16 protein-coding genes and 1 riboswitch are annotated in these 16258 nt (G+C 62.8%); of the genes, 9 read left to right on the top strand and 7 right to left on the bottom strand.

The genetic code is table 11. The features are described from left to right. Positions 1-211: 211 nt before the first annotated feature. Positions 212-1321, top strand: a complete 1110-nt coding sequence (locus ACX3P1_RS26475; RefSeq protein WP_459082540.1) for a pyridoxal phosphate-dependent aminotransferase — start codon at positions 212-214, stop codon at positions 1319-1321. Here ACX3P1_RS26475 and ACX3P1_RS26470 read toward each other — a convergent pair. Beyond that, on the bottom strand, positions 1318-1902 hold the full coding sequence (locus ACX3P1_RS26470) for a histidine phosphatase family protein (protein WP_459082538.1): 585 nt from the start codon (positions 1900-1902) through the stop codon (positions 1318-1320). The two genes, ACX3P1_RS26475 and ACX3P1_RS26470, sit on opposite strands and share 4 nt — an antisense overlap. Before the next feature lie 103 nt (positions 1903-2005). Next, positions 2006-2161: riboswitch (adenosylcobalamin (AdoCbl) riboswitch) on the top strand. Between the two features lie 3 nt (positions 2162-2164). Here ACX3P1_RS26470 and ACX3P1_RS26465 point away from each other — a divergent pair. The 3 genes from ACX3P1_RS26465 (at position 2165) to ACX3P1_RS26455 (ending at position 3775) form a co-directional block, all read left to right on the top strand. Next, a complete protein-coding gene (locus ACX3P1_RS26465) occupies positions 2165-2374 on the top strand; it encodes a CbtB domain-containing protein (RefSeq protein ID WP_459082537.1) in 210 nt (69 codons plus the stop codon). A gap of 11 nt (positions 2375-2385) precedes the next feature. Beyond that, complete coding sequence (locus ACX3P1_RS26460; protein WP_459082535.1) at positions 2386-3138, top strand: CbtA family protein; 753 nt, start codon at positions 2386-2388, stop codon at positions 3136-3138. Between the two features lie 61 nt (positions 3139-3199). Next, positions 3200-3775, top strand: coding sequence for a hypothetical protein (locus ACX3P1_RS26455; protein WP_459082534.1), 576 nt, complete (start codon positions 3200-3202; stop codon positions 3773-3775). Between the two features lie 129 nt (positions 3776-3904). Here the strand turns inward: ACX3P1_RS26455 and ACX3P1_RS26450 are convergent, their stop codons facing one another. The 6 genes from ACX3P1_RS26450 to ACX3P1_RS26425 form a co-directional block, all read right to left on the bottom strand. Then, complete coding sequence (locus tag ACX3P1_RS26450; protein ID WP_459082532.1) at positions 3905-4288, bottom strand: hypothetical protein; 384 nt, start codon at positions 4286-4288, stop codon at positions 3905-3907. A gap of 14 nt (positions 4289-4302) precedes the next feature. Beyond that, positions 4303-4662 (bottom strand): lysozyme inhibitor LprI family protein, encoded by a 360-nt coding sequence (locus ACX3P1_RS26445; RefSeq protein WP_459082530.1) that lies wholly within the window; start codon positions 4660-4662, stop codon positions 4303-4305. Positions 4663-4814: 152 nt separating this feature from the next. After that, entirely contained in the window at positions 4815-5759 is a 945-nt protein-coding gene (locus tag ACX3P1_RS26440) for an ABC transporter permease (RefSeq protein WP_459082528.1), read from the bottom strand. Then, positions 5756-6811 carry an ABC transporter permease gene (locus ACX3P1_RS26435; protein ID WP_459082544.1) on the bottom strand — a complete coding sequence of 352 codons (1056 nt, stop codon included), beginning with the start codon at positions 6809-6811 and terminating at the stop codon, positions 5756-5758. Before ACX3P1_RS26435 ends, ACX3P1_RS26440 begins: the two co-directional genes overlap by 4 nt. Next, entirely contained in the window at positions 6811-8301 is a 1491-nt protein-coding gene (locus tag ACX3P1_RS26430; RefSeq protein WP_459082542.1) for an ABC transporter ATP-binding protein, read from the bottom strand. The genes ACX3P1_RS26435 and ACX3P1_RS26430 overlap by 1 nt, the downstream gene beginning before the upstream one ends. A 259-nt stretch (positions 8302-8560) precedes the next feature. Continuing rightward, positions 8561-9583 (bottom strand): BMP family protein, encoded by a 1023-nt coding sequence (locus ACX3P1_RS26425; RefSeq protein WP_459082526.1) that lies wholly within the window; start codon positions 9581-9583, stop codon positions 8561-8563. A 199-nt stretch (positions 9584-9782) separates the two neighbouring features. Here ACX3P1_RS26425 and ACX3P1_RS26420 point away from each other — a divergent pair, with 199 nt between their 5' ends. From ACX3P1_RS26420 to ACX3P1_RS26400, 5 genes are read left to right on the top strand one after another with little or no spacing between them, the layout of a single operon-like run. Further along, positions 9783-10412, top strand: a complete 630-nt coding sequence (locus ACX3P1_RS26420) for a TetR/AcrR family transcriptional regulator (protein ID WP_459082524.1) — start codon at positions 9783-9785, stop codon at positions 10410-10412. Continuing rightward, a complete protein-coding gene (locus ACX3P1_RS26415; RefSeq protein ID WP_459082523.1) occupies positions 10393-11556 on the top strand; it encodes an isovaleryl-CoA dehydrogenase in 1164 nt (387 codons plus the stop codon). The genes ACX3P1_RS26420 and ACX3P1_RS26415 overlap by 20 nt, the downstream gene beginning before the upstream one ends. After that, entirely contained in the window at positions 11556-13163 is a 1608-nt protein-coding gene (locus ACX3P1_RS26410; protein WP_459082522.1) for a carboxyl transferase domain-containing protein, read from the top strand. Before ACX3P1_RS26415 ends, ACX3P1_RS26410 begins: the two co-directional genes overlap by 1 nt. Then, entirely contained in the window at positions 13164-14054 is an 891-nt protein-coding gene (locus ACX3P1_RS26405; RefSeq protein WP_459082521.1) for an alpha/beta fold hydrolase, read from the top strand. It abuts the gene before it with no gap. A gap of 43 nt (positions 14055-14097) precedes the next feature. Next, positions 14098-16143: an acetyl/propionyl/methylcrotonyl-CoA carboxylase subunit alpha gene (locus ACX3P1_RS26400; protein WP_459082520.1), complete on the top strand. Its 2046-nt coding sequence runs from the start codon at positions 14098-14100 to the stop codon at positions 16141-16143. The last annotated feature ends 115 nt before the right edge of the window (positions 16144-16258 follow it).

Here is a 16258-nt window from a genome sequence, read left to right as displayed (position 1 = left end):
CAGCTGGACTGGCGCAACCGACGATTCGATCGGTGGCATCATCCGCTTCCAGCGCTCGTTCTAAGACAGCGCTTTCTATCTGAAGAAAAACCCGGCGGGCAACCGCCGGGTTTTTTCGTTTGAATCTGATGGTGCGCTGCCTGGGCGCAGGCTTGCGCGCTTCGAATGGCGGCTGTAGCTAGAAGAACACTTGCCTTAACGAGTATGCATCATGTCGAAACGCCCTCCCCTCAACGAAATCGTCGGCGCGCTTCCCGCAACGGTGCCCTTTGTCGGCCCCGAGGCGCAGCAACGGGAACGCGGGCGGGCATTTCGTGCCCGCATGGGGGCCAATGAGAGCAGTTTCGGGCCTTCGCCGCGCGTTATTTCCGGCATGGCCGCGATTGCCGGCGATATGTGGATGTATGGCGACCCCGACAATTACGATCTCAAGCAGGCTGCGGCAGTCCATCACGGCGTCTCGCCGGAAAATATTGTCGTCGGAGAAGGCATTGACGGGCTTCTCGGCGTGCTAGTCCATATGTATGTCGCGCCGGGCACGCCGGTGGTCACCTCGCTTGGCGCCTACCCGACCTTCAATTTCCACGTCGCGGCGGCCGGCGGACGCTTGGTCGAAGTTCCCTATGAAGACGACCGCGAAAGCCTTGACGGGCTGCTTGCGGCGGTGCGGCGGGAAAACGCGCCGCTGGTCTATCTGTCCAATCCCGACAACCCGATGGGAAGTTTTTGGGATGCGGCGGAAATCATGCGCTTTATCGAGGCGCTGCCTGAAACCACGATGCTGATCCTGGACGAGGCCTATGGCGAGTTGGCGCCTGCCTCGGCGCTTCCGGCAATCGATATCGGGCGCACCAATGTCATCCGCATGCGCACCTTTTCAAAGGCTTACGGGCTGGCCGGCATCCGTTGCGGCTACGCCATCGGCGAGCGGCAGGTCATTGCCGACTTCGAGAAAATCCGCAACCACTACGGCGTCGGCCGCATGGCGCAGATTGCCGGCGTCGAGGCACTGGCCGACCAGGACTGGCTGCAAAGCGTCGTGGCGCGGGTCGATGTCGGTCGCCGACGAATTGCGGCAATCGCCGAGGCGAACGGATTGAAGCCGCTGCCTTCGGCCACCAATTTCGTCGCCATCGACTGCGGCCGCGACGGCGATTTCGCGCTCAAGGTGCTGAAAGGATTTTTGGCGCGCGACGTGTTCATTCGCAAGCCCATGGCGCCGGTGCTCAACCGATGCATCCGGGTCAGCGTCGGCCTCGACCATGAGATCGATATTTTCGCCGAGGAACTGTCCGGCGTGCTCGCGGCCGTGCGCGGCTAACGCTTTTTTGCCTTCGCCGGCATGACGCCGCTGGCGCGTAGCGCCCATCTGCGTCCGTCGGTGCGAAATTCAGCGACGCTCAGCGGCTCGCAATCGATGCGCCAGAACGATTCGAGCGGCGCGCCCAGCACATGAAGCACAGCCACGCGGACGACGGCCGGATGCGTCACAGCAATCGTATGGCCGCGCTCGCCGAGCAGCGCGTCCATCAAGGCGGCTATGCGAGCCGACAGTTCGGCGATCGCCTCGCCGCCATGCGGAGCCGCGGCAGGAACGGCCAACCAGGCCGCGATATTTTCTGGCTGCTGCCCGGAAATCGCGGCCAGCGTCTTTCCGCTCCATGAGCCCATATCCTGATCGGCAAGTTCAGGGCGTTCAACCGCTTGCAAGCCAAGGGCTTGCGCCGTTTGCCTGGCGCGCAGCGCCGGCCCTGTCCAGACGCGGTCGGCGCGGCGCAATTGCGGGCCGAGCGTGTTGGCCATCGCCACTGCGCCTGCCTCGAGCGGCTCATCGAGCGGGAACGCGGCGTGGCGCGTGGCGGCGGTTGCGCCGCTGCAGATCATTGTCAGGCGTCCGGTCATCGAGGAATCGCATCGCGTTTCGTTGGCTCAGCATAGCACGACCGTGCCGGCCCGACGGCCCTTCACGCCCAACACCCTCGTTGACAGGGTAACCGGCGCTGACTACTGTCGCCATTGAAGCAATGTGAGTGGAAACCGGTGAAAGCCCGGTACGGTCGCGCCACTGTGATCGGCTAGCGTTTGAAACGCGATGCCGAGAGTCAGGACTTCTTTCGTTGCTTCATGGCTCATCAACGGGACGCTGTATCCCAGGAGGCACATCATGTCCGACGCTACATTCAATCCAGACGTACGCCCGCTTCCGATCCCGCTCGGCGAAATCCTGCCATGGGCGATCTTCGGCGGGCTGCTTTGCCTTCTCGCCGTCTATTTCGTCGGCTCCGAGGAAGGCGCGATGTCGCTTTTCCGTGGCATGTACATCCACGAATTCGTGCATGACGGACGCCACCTGCTCGGCTTTCCCTGCCACTAAGGGGCTTTGACATGGTTGGTCGTCTTCTCCTTCGCGGGATGCTTGTCGGCATTTTCGCGGGTCTCCTGGCGTTCGGCTTTGCCCGGGTTTTCGGTGAACCCCAGATTGACCGCGCCATCGCGTTCGAAGAATTGATGGCGCAGGCATCCGGTGAAGCGCCGGATGAAGAAACCGAACTCGTTTCCCGCGCGACGCAGGCCGGCATCGGCCTGTTGACCGGTACCGTCGTCTATGGCGCGGCCCTTGGCGGGCTGTTCTCGCTGGTCTTTGCCTATGTCTTTGGGCGCATCGGCCGGTTCGGGCCGCGCGGCACCGCCGCTTTGCTCGCGCTGGCGGGGTTCATCGCCATCGTGCTGATACCGCAGATCAAATATCCAGCGACGCCGCCGGCCGTCGGCAACCCCGACACGATCGGGGTGCGAACGGAACTGTTCTTCATCATGATCGTCATTTCGATCGCCACGCTGGTCGCGTCCATCGGCCTGGCAAGGCGCTTGTGGGCGCAAGACGGAGCCTGGAACGCCTCGATCATCGCTGGAGCGGCTTTCCTGGCAGTCACCGTGGTCGCGCAATACGCCCTGCCCACCATCAATGACGTGCCGGAAAACTTTTCCGCCGACCTGCTGTGGCGCTTCCGCACCGCTTCGCTCGGGCTTCATGCCGTGTTGTGGACGGTAATCGGCCTCGTCTTCGGCGCAGTCGTCGAGCGTAATCTTGCCGGACGCTCGAACCATAAAATCACCGCACGCCCAGCCTTGCGCTAGTTAAGTGCGGCCTCAGCGTTCATCGTTCTTCGCGGCGGCGTCCCTTGCGGGTGCCGCCGCTTTGCTTTTTGCGGTTCCAGCAGGCGCTCATGGCGCGCGCTCGGGCGGGCCGATCAGCGGTATCTCGATCCCCGGCCTGTCTCATGGCCAGATGGCCGTCATCGCCGAATATCGCGGCGAAATTCTCGCGCTGGCCAAGCGACAGGCGAAAACCGACCCGACCTTCCGACGGCTGCTGACTTTCGCCGACGTCCAGTACAGCTACTGCCTATGGGGGCTGGTTCCCGGCAGCCTGCGCGACGAGGAAAGCCCCTTCAACGAATGCAGCCACGCCTATCTCTCGGCGGCGCAAGCGCTACTCGTCCATATGCGCGATATCTCCGACGACAAGCAGCCTACGGAAGCGCTGATCTCCCGGATCGACGCCGACATGGTGCGCAACCAGGCCTCGTTCGTGCAATGCCAGTTCAGCGGCGAAGCTTTCAACACCGCCGAGGTGATCTTCCCGATCTGGCGCAACGTTCCATCGCACACGCCAAGCCTCATCGCTTTCTCGACGCTGGCGATGGCGTTTGCGGGCGGCACGATTCTGCTTGCCGGCGGACGGCGGAAAGACGGCGACGATCAGCCGTGCTGAGCTATCGCCGCACGCCGTAGTTTGCCTTGGCGCCGCATGCATTTCGCCCATTCAAGTTTCGGCCGGGGCTAGCGTATCTACAGCCCGACCAGCGGCGTCCCGGCAGCCGGCCTAATCGTCATCGTCTGGCTAATCGTCATCGCCTGGATTATCGACAAGACAGCCCACGCCATTACACCCCTGGTAGTTGCCCTGGGTGTCGAAGTTCGGATTACCGTCTTTATCGTAACTCGGCCTGGTATCGACGTAGCTGTCACGCTTGCGTCGCGCTTCCTTGCGGTCGCGGTCTCGCTGTTCTTGCGCATTCATGCGATCCAATGAGCGCTGCTCGTCATCTGCACGCTGCGAACTTTGTTTCATCATGCAGTCGGCGAAGCCGTCAGTCCCCTGCGCGTAGCCGAAAGAAGCACACTTTTCCTGGTCCATCGAGCGCTGCTCTTCTGTGCTGACGCAGCCGACGACGGCTAACGGCACAAGCGCGAGCAGCACATATCGCATCTTGAAATTCGGCATTTTTTTACTCCCGGTCATTCTGCAGGTACCGGGCAAGCGAGATCGCCTTCCTGGCAGGTGAGATAAGCCTTCAATTGTTTGGTGCGATCCTTGGTAAATTCAGCCTGACATGCAGCGGCAACCATCGGCGCCGCAGACCCGCCGTCATCGCCGCTGGATTGGAAAATGCATTCGGCGTTTCGGAAGGCGATCCACGCCCTCTGCGCCGTGACGAGCCGCATCTTGCCGTCGGCGTCGTCCGCAAGCCGCTTCTGAATTTGCTTGAAGGTCTGGTTCAACGCTTGGTCGACTCTTTTGAGGTCCGAAGCTGGATCGGCCAGGGCCGCGGTGGCAGCAAATGACAGGGTGGCGACGGCAGCAAGAAAAAAGCGCATGGCTGTATCCCCCTCAAAATACCAGTGACCCCAAGCAAGCACACGCAAGGATGGCCAGCAAGCCTTTGGGAAACCATATAGTAAGCAAAAGGTTTCCCTTTCCGGGACGGCGAATGGACGAGGCAAGGCCCGTCGGTGCCGTCAATGTGATCCTACCGCTCCTCGCGGCGGAACGGCTTTAGCAGCGCCGAAGGCGCGACCGCATTGCGCGACATGAACGCCATCGCCACGATGGTCAGCACGAAGGGCAGCATCAGGAACGCCTCATAGGGGATATGGCCAAGGCCGCTCGCCTGCATCCGCAGCTGCAGCGCATCGACGAAGGCGAACAGCAGGGCAGCACCGGCAGAGCGCCACGGGTCCCAGCGGCCGAACACCACCAGCGCGATCGCCACCCAGCCGCGCCCGGAAACCACGCCGAAGGTGAAGGCGTTGAACTGCGCCATCGACAGGAAAGCGCCGGCCAACCCCATCAGCGCGCCGCCTATGATGACGGCCTGCATGCGGGTCGCGATGACGCTGACGCCGGCGGAATCGGCGGCGCGCGGGTTTTCGCCGACCATGCGGACCGACAGGCCCCAGGGTGTGCGGTAGAGGATGAAAGCGGAGATCGGCACGGCGAGGATCGCCATGTAGACCAACGTGAACTGGCTGAACACGGCCGGTCCCAGCACCGGAATATCCGACAGGAACGGGATCGCCACCGGCTTGAAGCCGACGATGTTGGGCGGCGTCGATTGCTGGCCGAAGATCAGGCGGTAGAGGAAATAGGCAAGGCCGGAGCCGAAAAGCGTCACACCGATGCCGCAGACGTGCTGGCTAAGGCCAAGCGCCACGGTGAACAGCCCATGCAGCGCGCCCATCAGCGCACCGGTGGCGACCGCGGCGGCGATGCCGACCCACAGGCTGCCGCTGAGATAGGCGCCGGTGAAACCGGTCATGGCCGACAGAAGCATGATGCCTTCGATGCCGAGGTTGAGCACGCCGGCGCGCTCGGAAAACATTTCGCCCAGCGTAGCGAAAGCCAGCGGCGTGGCGATGCGCAGGATGGCGGCCAGAAAACCGACCTGAAAGATCTGTTCCAGAACGACGCTCATTGTTGCGCCCCCACGCGCCGGACCCGATAGGCGGTGAACAGCAGCGCCACCAGCATGGCCAGAAGTGCGGTTCCCTGAATGACGTCGCTGAGGAAGGCCGGAACGCCCGTGGCACGCGACATGGCTTCAGCACCGGTCATAACGGCGGCGAGAAAGATCGCGGCCGGCACCACGCCCAGCGGATTAAGCCTGGCCAGCATGGCGATGACGATGCCGGAATAGCCATAGCCCGGCGAAATGTCGCTCATCACCTGGAAATGCACGCCGCCCACTTCGCAGACGCCGGCCAGGCCCGCCAGCGCGCCGGACAGCAGCGCCGTCACCACCAGCACGCGCTCGACGCGGATGCCGCCATAGCGCGCGGCTTCCGGGTTTTCGCCCGTCACCTTGATCTTGAAGCCGAGCACGGTGCGCGAAATCACGAACCAGATGATAGGTGCTGCCAAAAACGCCACCAGCACGCCCAGATGCAGGCGCGTGCCTTCAAGCAGCACCGGAAAATTCGCCGAATCCTGGATGGGCGGCGAAATCGGATAGCCGCTGAACGGGTCTTTCCACACCGTCTCGATCAGCGCCATCAGCGCATAGAAGATGATCGAGTTGAGCAGCAAAGAACTGACCACGTCGTCGACCTTGAATTTTACGCGCAGGATCGCCGGAATGAGCGCAACCGCCGCACCGCCAGCGGCACCCGCCAATGCCATTGCCAGCATGGCGAGCGGCCCCGGCATGGGAATGGCCCCGACCACGCAACTGGCGACCGCTCCGGCCAGCAGTTGGCCCTCGGCGCCGATGTTCCAGAATTTCGCGCGGAAGGCGACCGCGACGGCCAGCCCGGTAAAGATCATCGGGGTAGCGCGCACCAGCGTTTCGGTGATGGCGTAGGTGTCGCCCAGCGATGCCGAAAACATCACGCCGTAAGCCTGGAAAACACCGGCCCCGGCCAGCGCGATCAGGCCGCTACACAAGATGAGCGTGGCGACGATTGCCGCCACCGGCAGAGCGAGGTTGAACCAGGCCGGTGTCGCGGTGCGGGCTTCGAGACGAAACATCATGCCGCTTGCTCCGCGCCGGTCATCAACATGCCGAGCTTTGCCACGGTGGCGTCGGCGGCATCCAACGTGCCGACGATGCGGCCTTCATACATGACGGCGATACGATCCGAGAGCGTCAGCAGCTCCTCCAGATCCTCGCCGATGACGATGATGCCACAGCCCCTGCCCCGCAGATCGAGGAATTTTTCGTGGATGAAGTGGGCCGCGCCAATGTCGAGGCCACGCGTCGGCTGGGCGACGATCAGCACCTTCGGGTCGAAGGCGAGTTCGCGCGCCAAAAGCGCCTTTTGCAGATTGCCGCCGGAAAGCGCGCCGGCACGCACCATCGGCCCCGGACAGCGAATGTCATATGCCTTGATCTGCTCTTCGGCAAAGGCGCGGATCGCAGTTGGCTTCAGCAGGCCCTTCTGGCTGAACGATGCCGTGCCGATACGCGGCAGCACCATGGAATCAGCCAGCGGCAGATTGGTGACGAGGCCGGTGGTCATCCGGTCCTCCGGGATGCGGCCAAGCCCGAGCGCCTGCACTTCGCGCGGCGTATAGGCGGTGACCTGTTTGCCGGCGAGGCTCATCGTTCCCGACACCGGCTTGAGCATGCCCGAAATGACATCGGCCAGCGCGCGCTGGCCGTTGCCGGACACGCCCGCGATGCCGAGAATTTCGCCGCTGCGCACGGCAAGCGAGACGTCGCGCAGCGCCATGCCGGCATGGCGCGCAGTGGAGATGCCGGCCAGCGCCAGCACTGTCCCGCCAATTGTCGAAGGGCCTTTTGCCGGCGGCACGATTTCATGGCCGCACATCAGTTCGGCCATTTCCGACGAGGTGGTGCTGGCCGGCGTATCGACGCGACCCGAAACCTTGCCCTGCCGCAACACCACGCAGCGATGGGTAAGCGCCCTCACCTCGTTCAGCTTGTGCGAAATGAAGATGATGCCGAGGCCCTGCGAAGCCATCGAGCGAAGCGCTGCAAACAGGCCGTCCACCTCGGTCGGCGCCAGCACCGCTGTCGGTTCGTCGAGGATCAACAGCTTTGCGCCGCGAAACAGCGCCTTGATGATTTCCAGCCGCTGCTGCTCGCCGATGGATAGCGCGGAGACGGCCAGATCCGGATCGAGTTTCAGCCCGTAGCGCTGGCTGATGTCGTCCAGCCGCGCCAGCGCACCGGGGCGATCCAGCCGACCGTTGCGGCCCGGAATACCGATGAGCAGATTTTCCAGCACCGACAGGCGCGATGCCAGGTGAAAATGCTGATGCACCATGCCGATGCCGGCCGCCAGCGCATCGGCCGAACTGTTGATCGCGACCGGTCGGCCACCGACGAGGATTTCGCCGGCGTCGGGCGCATAGGCGCCGAACAGGATGTTCATCAGCGTGGTCTTGCCGGCACCGTTCTCGCCGAGCAGCCCCAGGATTTCGCCGGGTGCGACCTGCAAATCCACGGCCTCGTTGGCGCGAACGGTGCCAAACGTCTTGGAAATGCCGCGCATTTCGATGAGGGGAACGGATGTGTCGGAAAGGGGCACGGGCGTGACCTGTGAGCTTAGCATTCCTTCGCGCCCCCCTCTGGCCTGCCGGCCATCTCCCCCGCAAGGGTGGAGATCAGACTGCCGCTACTCTGCAGCCCATACTGCGACGTTGAGAATTGGCCGATGCGCCGGGGCGCGTGATCTCCCCCCATGCGGGGGAGATGGCCGGCAGGCCAGAGAGGGGCGCGAAAGAGCGCCACGCTGGGCCAGGTCAGTTCGTTCAATCCGACGTCGGTGTGTTCTCATCCACGCCGACGCGGAAATTGCCTTCCATGATCTCCGTCGTCTTCTTCGTGACCAGTTCCTTGACGTCGGCCGGCAGCTTGTCCTCGAAGGCATGATAGGGCGCGAGGTGCGAGCCGCCTTTGGCCATGCGCGAGAAATCGCCGTAGTCCTGCGCCGTATAGACGCCGGCCTTGACCAGTTTCACCGCCTGCTGGACCGTCGGGTACATATCCCAGACCGGACCGGTGATGACGGTGTCGGGCGCGAGGCTCGACTGGTCGGACATGTTGGAAATGGCCAAAATCTTCTTTTCCGCCGCCGCCTCGATGACGCCGAAGCGCTCGGCATAGATCACGTCGACGCCAGCGTCGATCTGAGCGATGGCGGCTTCCTTGGCCTTGGGCGGATCGAAGAACGAGCCGATGAAGGCAACTTTGCGCTTGATGTTAGGGTTGGTTTCGCGCGCGCCGGCAAAGAAGGCGTTGACCAGCCGGTTGACTTCCGGAATGCCCATGGCGGCGACAGCGCCGACGGTGCCCGACTTCGACATCTTGCCGGCGATCAGGCCCGACAGATAGGCCGGTTCGTGAATCCAGTTGTCGAAGACGCCGAAATTGGGGTCAGCCGGCCCGGCGCCCGAACCGAACAGAAACGCGGTCTTCGGGAACTGCTTGGCGGTGCGGCGCGATTCGCGCTCGGCGGCGAAGGCGTCGCCCAGCACCAGTTCATAGCCGCCCTGCGCATATTCGCGCATAACGCGGCCGAAATCGGCGGTCTGCACCTTCTCCGACCATTTATATTCGATGCCGAGTTCCTTTTCGGCGCGCAGCAAGGCGACGTGGACCTGGTTGTCCCACGGCTCCTCGATGGGCGTTGCGAAAATCGCGGCCACTTTCAGCTTCTTGTCCTGCGCGAACGCGCCGCGCGGCAGCACGGAAGCCGCCAGGCCGAACGCGCCGATACCCAGCACGCCGCGCCGCGAGACGCCGCCCGAGAAATTCCTGTTCCCATTTTTCATCGAATGACCCCTTGGGTTGAGACGGCTTTGGAGCCGCTCTGCCTTGTTTTTATTCTCCACGTGCAAACTATGGAACCGCTCTTTGATTTTGTCCACACGGTCAAATCTGAACCGGCATGCGGTCCGCCATTCACGTGTCGGTAGAATGCCTCTTGAATTAATTGAACGTTCGTTTTATTAATGTCCGCAAGGAGAAATCATGGCTCGCACGACCGGATCGGATGGCGAAAAGACTGAAGCGGCCATCCGCGAGGCGGCGGCCAGCCTGATCGCTCGCTATGGCTACCAGGCGATGTCGATGCGCCAGTTGGCGGCGGAAGTCGGCGTGCAGGCGGCGGCACTCTACCGCTACTTTCCGACCAAGGAAGAACTGCTTTCCACGCTGATGCGCGAGCATATGGAGGCGCTGGCGGCTGCTTGGGAAGAGGCCCGCCCATCGACGGGCGACGCTTCCGCGCTGCTTTCGGCCTTTGTCGAGAACCACATCGCCTTCCACATTGCGCGCCGTCATTCGACGCATGTTTCGAACATGGAATTGCGCAGCCTGTCGCCTGAGCGGCTGACGAATATGCTCAAGCTGCGCACGGCTTATGAGAAGGAACTGCGCGCGATCCTGCGGCAAGGCGCGGAAAGCGGCATGTTTTCCATCGAAGACACCGGCCTGACCGCCATGGCGCTGATCCAGATGCTGACGGGGGTGATCGTGTGGTTCCGGCCCGGCGAACGGCTGTCGCTGGCGCAAGTGACCGCCACCTATCTTTCGATGACAATGCGCCTTGTCGGTGCCAGAATGAGCGAGGAGAGCCGGCATGTACACGCACACGCTTAACTTCGGGCATGATGGCGACCTGGACGCCCTGCGTGACATGGTGCGCCGCTTCGCACAGGAAAAGATCGCACCGCTCGCCGCTGAAATCGATCGTTCCAACGAGTTTCCGGCGCATCTGTGGGCCGAACTCGGCGCGCTCGGCCTGCTCGGCATCACCGCCGACCCGGATTTCGGCGGCTCCGGCATGGGCTACCTCGCCCATGTCGTGGCGATGGAGGAGATTTCCCGCGCATCGGCCTCGGTCGGCCTCTCCTATGGCGCGCATTCCAATCTGTGCATCAACCAGATCAACCGCTGGGCGACACCCGACCAGAAGGCGAAATACCTGCCGGATTTGTGCTCCGGCGCGAAAGTCGGCGCGCTGGCCATGTCGGAATCCGGCTCCGGCTCCGATGTCGTTTCACTCAAACTGCGCGCGGAGAAGAAGAACGACCGTTATGTGCTGAACGGCACCAAGATGTGGATCACCAACGGGCCGGACGCCGAAACGCTGGTGGTTTACGCCAAGACCGACCCGGAACAGAAAGCGCGCGGCATCACCGCCTTCATCGTCGAGAAGACGTTCAAGGGTTTTTCGGTGGCGCAGAAACTCGACAAGCTCGGCATGCGCGGCTCCAATACCGGCGAACTGGTGTTCGACAATGTCGAGGTGCCGTTCGAAAACGTGCTGCATGAGCAAGGACGCGGCATCGAAGTGCTGATGTCGGGGCTCGATTATGAGCGCACGGTGCTGGCCGGCGGACCGCTTGGCATCATGGCCGCCTGCCTCGACGTGGTCGTGCCCTATGTGCACGAACGCAAGCAATTCGACCGCCCGATCGGCGATTTCCAGCTCGTCCAGGGCAAGCTGGCCGACATGTACACGACGCTGAGCGCTTGCCGCGCCTATGTCTATGCGGTGGCCGCCGCTTGCGACCGCAGCGAGACGACGCGCAAGGATGCCGCCGGCTGCATCCTGTTCGCCGCCGAAAAAGCCACGCAACTTGCCCTCGACGCCATCCAGCTTCTGGGCGGCAACGGCTACATCAACGACTACCCCACCGGCCGCCTGCTGCGCGACGCCAAGCTCTACGAGATCGGCGCCGGCACGAGCGAAATCCGCCGCTGGCTGATCGGCCGGGAAATCATGGCGGAGACTATTTGATGCCCGTCATCCAGTCGCAAATTTCCTCCGCCTCCGACACTTTCCACGCTAATGCCGGGCATATGCGCGAACTCGTCGCCGACATTGCCGAGAAGGCAGCTATCGTCGAGCGCGGCGGATCGGAGGATGCGCGGGCGCGGCATGTCGGGCGGGGCAAGCTGTTGCCGCGCGAGCGGCTGGCGCAGTTGCTCGATACCGGCTCGCCGTTTCTGGAGGTCGGCCAGTTCGCGGCCTGGGGGCTGTATGGCGACGACATTGCGTCGGCCGGCATGATCGCCGGCGTCGGCCGCGTCGAGGGCACGGAAGTGATGGTTGTCGTCAACGACGCCACGGTGAAAGGCGGCACCTATTATCCGCTGACCGTGAAGAAGCATTTGCGCGCGCAGGAGATCGCGCTGCAGAACAATTTGCCCTGCATCTATCTGGTCGATTCCGGCGGCGCGAACCTGCCCAACCAGGACGAGGTGTTTCCCGACCGCGACCATTTCGGCCGTATCTTTTTCAACCAGGCGACCATGTCGGCCGCCGGCATTCCGCAGATCGCCTGCGTCATGGGTTCGTGCACGGCGGGCGGCGCTTACGTACCGGCGATGGCCGATGAATCCATCATGGTCGCCAATCAGGCCACCATTTTTCTCGGCGGCCCGCCGCTTGTGAAGGCGGCGACCGGTGAGGATGTCAGCGCCGAAGACCTTGGCGGGGCCGATTTGCACACGCGCCTTTCCGGCGTCGCCGATCATCTAGCGCAAGACGACGACCATGCGCTGGCGATCGTTCGGCGTATCGTCAAAAACCTGAATCGTAACAAGGTAGTAAGCCTGAGCTTACAGAAACAGATTCCGCCGCTTCACCCAGCGGATGAAGTTTACGGCATCGTTCCCAGCGATGTGCGCCAACCCTATGACGTTCGCGAAATCATCGCGCGTATCGTCGACGGCTCGGTGCTGGACGAGTTCAAGCAGAATTACGGCACGACGCTGGTGACCGGCTTTGCGCATCTGCACGGCATGCCGGTCGGCGTTATCGCCAATAATGGCGTGCTGTTTTCCGAAAGCGCGCTGAAGGGTGCGCATTTCATCGAACTGTGCTGCCAGCGCAAAATCCCGCTGGTGTTTCTCCAGAACATCACCGGCTTCATGGTCGGCCAGAAATATGAGGCCGGTGGCATCGCCAAGGACGGCGCGAAGCTGGTGACGGCGGTGGCGACGGCGCAGGTGCCGAAAGTAACGATGATTATCGGCGGCTCGTTCGGCGCGGGCAATTACGGCATGTGCGGCCGGGCATTTTCGCCGCGCTTCCTGTGGATGTGGCCAAACGCGCGCATTTCCGTGATGGGCGGCGAACAGGCCGCCATGGTGCTGGCCATGGTCAAGCGCGAGGGCATCGAACGCAAGGGCGAGAGTTGGTCGGCCGAGGACGAGCAGAAATTCAAGAAGCCGATCCTGATGAAATACGAGCATGAGGGTCACCCGCTCTATTCCTCGGCGCGGTTGTGGGACGACGGCATCATCGACCCGGCGAAATCGCGAGAAGTGCTGGCGCTCAGCCTATCGGCAGCGCTGAACGCGCCGGTACCGGATACGAAATTCGGCCTGTTTCGGATGTGATTGTTGCTCGATGCGCCGCTGCGCAATTCGATTCCATGGGCGCACAGCGCCGACAGGGGGAGACGGTATGAAAACAAAAAGCCTCACCATCCAAACCGACCACGCTGCTCTATCCGTGATAGATTCCGGCGGGAGTGGCCGGCCCATCCTGCTTATCCATGGGAATTCGAGTTGCAAGGAGGTTTTCGATCACAGTTTGCCGATCCACTCTTGGCTGATTTTCGATTGATCGCCTTCGACCTCCCCGGCCATGGCGCAGCCGAGAATGCCAAGAACCCCGCTAAAACTTATAATTTCGCTGGCTATGCCGACGTAGCCGAACAGGTGCTTCGTCAGCTCGGCTTGCAGAAGCCGGTCGTGTTCGGCTGGTCGCTGGGCGGTCATATCGCTTTGGAGATGGTCGGAAGAAATATGGAACTGGCGGGAGTGATGATCAGCGGGACGCCGCCGATAAAGCCGGACCTCGAATGTCTGATGGCTGGCTTCAACATCGATCCAAACGCTGAAAATCTCACCGGCAAGCGCGACTTCACGGATGCCGATGCGATTGCCTATGCAACGCATACATCGGCTACGACAGATGGGCTCGATCCGCACCTGCTCGCCATGTGCCGCCGCACAGACGGGCTTGCGCGCGAACTGATGTTCGGTTCGGTCTTGCAAGGGTTGCCGCTTGATGAGCGCGAGATCGTGGCGACGATGGCTGAGCCATTGGCCATCTTGAATGGTGCCGGAGATCCATTCATACGAGCCGAGTACTTCGACACCCTGACCTGCAAGTCACTGTGGCGCGGGGAAATCGTGACGGTCGAAGCGGCCGGCCACGCTCCGTTCCGGCAGCAATCTTCTGAATTCAATCGCCTGCTCAAGGAATTCGCTCAAAGTGCCTGATCGGGCCGATCCTGATTATGCAAAGGGAAAAGACGCCGCGCCAATGTTCAAGAAAATCCTGATCGCCAATCGCGGCGAGATCGCCTGCCGCATCATCCGCACGGCGCGCAAGATGGGCATTGCCACCGTCGCCGTCTATTCCGATGCGGATGCGAACAGCCTGCATGTCGAGATGGCCGACGAGGCGGTCCGTATCGGCCCCGCGCCCGTTGGCGAGAGCTACCTTGTCGCGGAAAAAATCATCGAGGCGGCGCGTATGCGCGGGGCGGAAGCGATCCACCCCGGCTATGGCTTCCTGTCGGAAAACCCCGATTTCGTTGACCAGGTCGTCGCGGCCGGATTGATCTTCATCGGCCCTTCGTCGGCCTCGATCCGCGCCATGGGTTTGAAGGACGCGGCCAAGCGGTTGATGGAACAGGCCGGCGTGCCGGTAGTGCCAGGCTATCACGGCGAGGCGCAGGAGATCGTCATCCTTGCTTCCAAGGCGCGAGAAATCGGTTATCCCGTGCTGATCAAGGCGCGCGCCGGCGGCGGCGGCAAGGGCATGCGCCGCGTGGACGACCCGCATGACTTCACGGATGCGCTATCGGGTGCGCGGCGCGAGGCCAAGGCGGCCTTTGGCGACGACAAGGTGCTGGTCGAAAAATACGTGGAAAAACCGCGCCATATCGAGGTTCAGGTGTTCGGCGACAATTTCGGCGATGTCGTGCATCTGTTCGAGCGCGATTGTTCGGCGCAGCGCCGCCACCAGAAGGTGATCGAGGAAGCCCCCGCCCCCGGTATGACGGAAGAAATGCGCGCGGCGATGACGCAAGCCGCCGTGACGGCGGCCAAGGCGATTGCGTATTCGGGTGCCGGCACGATCGAGTTCATCGTCGATGCCTCGCAGGGGCTGCAACCCGACCGCTTCTGGTTCATGGAGATGAACACCCGCCTGCAGGTCGAGCATCCGGTGACGGAAATGGTGACCGGCACCGATCTGGTCGAATGGCAGTTGCGCGTGGCGGCGGGGCAGCGTTTACCGAAGACCCAAGAGCAAATTAGCCTTTCCGGCCATGCCTTCGAGGCGCGGCTCTATGCCGAGGACGCCGCCAAGGGGTTTTTGCCGGCGACCGGCACGCTGCATCACCTGAAATTCCCCGATGCGGCCCCGGAAGGCGCGTCCATGCGCATCGAAACCGGCGTGCGCGCCGGCTACGTCGTCTCGCCCTTCTACGACCCGATGATCGCCAAGCTGGTCGTGCACGGGCCGGATAGGGCATCCGCGCTCACGGCGCTGGGCACGGCTTTGGCGGAAACGGAGATTGCCGGCTCGACGGTCAACACCGCGTTCCTCGCCGCCCTTGCCGCCGATCCGGATTTTGCCGCGGGCAATGTCGATACAGGCTTGATCGGACGGCATCAGGCGGCGCTGACGACCGTGCCGCCGCCGAGCGGAAAGATCATTGAGGCCGCGGCATTGGCGGCAAGCGGCATTGATGCGCGGCCTGTGACCGACGATCCCTGGTCGTCGCTGGCCGGCTACGCGCATTTCCACGCAACGCCCAAGCGCGTGGAATTGAGGTTTGGCGAAGCGGAAATCGCGGCGAGCGTGGCGGTGGTGAATGGGCGGTGGACAGCTTCCGTGCCGCTACAGGTAGCGGGACAGGTACCCCCACCCCTACCCCACAAGGGGGGGGGAGGCGGCAACGTCTCAGAATCCCCCTCCCCCTTGTGGGGAGGGGTTAGGGGTGGGGGTAAACCTTCATCCCGCCTCGCTCTGTGGCCGGGCCATGTCACCGTTTTCGAAGGAGCCGCCAGCTACACTTTCGCTGTACCCGACCCCTTGGAGCGCACCGACGATACAGCAGCCGGCATCGGCAGCCTGCGTGCGCCGATGCCGGGGCTGGTTAAGCTCGTGCGCGCCGCCAAGGGCGATACGGTTGCCAAGGGCCAGGGTCTGCTGATCCTCGAAGCGATGAAGATGGAGCACACGATCTCAGCGCCGCATGACGGGGTGATAGCGGAGATCGCTGCGGAAGGGTCGCAGGTGAGCGACGGCACCGTGCTGGTGAGGTTTGCGGAGCCGGCCGAGGGGCGCTCGTCGTAAGGTCGTGCGTCCTTCGAGGCTCGCTGCGCTCGCACCTCAGAGTCGGACTCGAAAAGGCTTCAACTACATCCATATCTTGCAAGGCGTCTGGTGAGCATGCGGATATGGGCGATGG

The organism is Mesorhizobium sp. A623 (genome assembly GCF_054489405.1).
This window is presented reverse-complemented; position numbering and strand designations above follow the sequence as displayed.

What these genes read in the sequence shown, in the direction of transcription:
- ACX3P1_RS26450 (WP_459082532.1), bottom strand. Translation starts at nt 4,288, where the DNA reads ATGCCGAATTTCAAGATGCGATATGTGCTGCTCGCGCTTGTGCCGTTA.
- ACX3P1_RS26475 (WP_459082540.1), top strand. Translation starts at nt 212, where the DNA reads ATGTCGAAACGCCCTCCCCTCAACGAAATCGTCGGCGCGCTTCCCGCA.
- ACX3P1_RS26415 (WP_459082523.1), top strand. Translation starts at nt 10,393, where the DNA reads ATGTACACGCACACGCTTAACTTCGGGCATGATGGCGACCTGGACGCC.
- ACX3P1_RS26445 (WP_459082530.1), bottom strand. Translation starts at nt 4,662, where the DNA reads ATGCGCTTTTTTCTTGCTGCCGTCGCCACCCTGTCATTTGCTGCCACC.
- ACX3P1_RS26460 (WP_459082535.1), top strand. Translation starts at nt 2,386, where the DNA reads ATGGTTGGTCGTCTTCTCCTTCGCGGGATGCTTGTCGGCATTTTCGCG.
- ACX3P1_RS26440 (WP_459082528.1), bottom strand. Translation starts at nt 5,759, where the DNA reads ATGAGCGTCGTTCTGGAACAGATCTTTCAGGTCGGTTTTCTGGCCGCC.
- ACX3P1_RS26410 (WP_459082522.1), top strand. Translation starts at nt 11,556, where the DNA reads ATGCCCGTCATCCAGTCGCAAATTTCCTCCGCCTCCGACACTTTCCAC.
- ACX3P1_RS26430 (WP_459082542.1), bottom strand. Translation starts at nt 8,301, where the DNA reads ATGCGCGGCATTTCCAAGACGTTTGGCACCGTTCGCGCCAACGAGGCC.
- ACX3P1_RS26465 (WP_459082537.1), top strand. Translation starts at nt 2,165, where the DNA reads ATGTCCGACGCTACATTCAATCCAGACGTACGCCCGCTTCCGATCCCG.
- ACX3P1_RS26435 (WP_459082544.1), bottom strand. Translation starts at nt 6,811, where the DNA reads ATGTTTCGTCTCGAAGCCCGCACCGCGACACCGGCCTGGTTCAACCTC.
- ACX3P1_RS26400 (WP_459082520.1), top strand. Translation starts at nt 14,098, where the DNA reads ATGTTCAAGAAAATCCTGATCGCCAATCGCGGCGAGATCGCCTGCCGC.
- ACX3P1_RS26470 (WP_459082538.1), bottom strand. Translation starts at nt 1,902, where the DNA reads ATGACCGGACGCCTGACAATGATCTGCAGCGGCGCAACCGCCGCCACG.
- ACX3P1_RS26420 (WP_459082524.1), top strand. Translation starts at nt 9,783, where the DNA reads ATGGCTCGCACGACCGGATCGGATGGCGAAAAGACTGAAGCGGCCATC.
- ACX3P1_RS26425 (WP_459082526.1), bottom strand. Translation starts at nt 9,583, where the DNA reads ATGAAAAATGGGAACAGGAATTTCTCGGGCGGCGTCTCGCGGCGCGGC.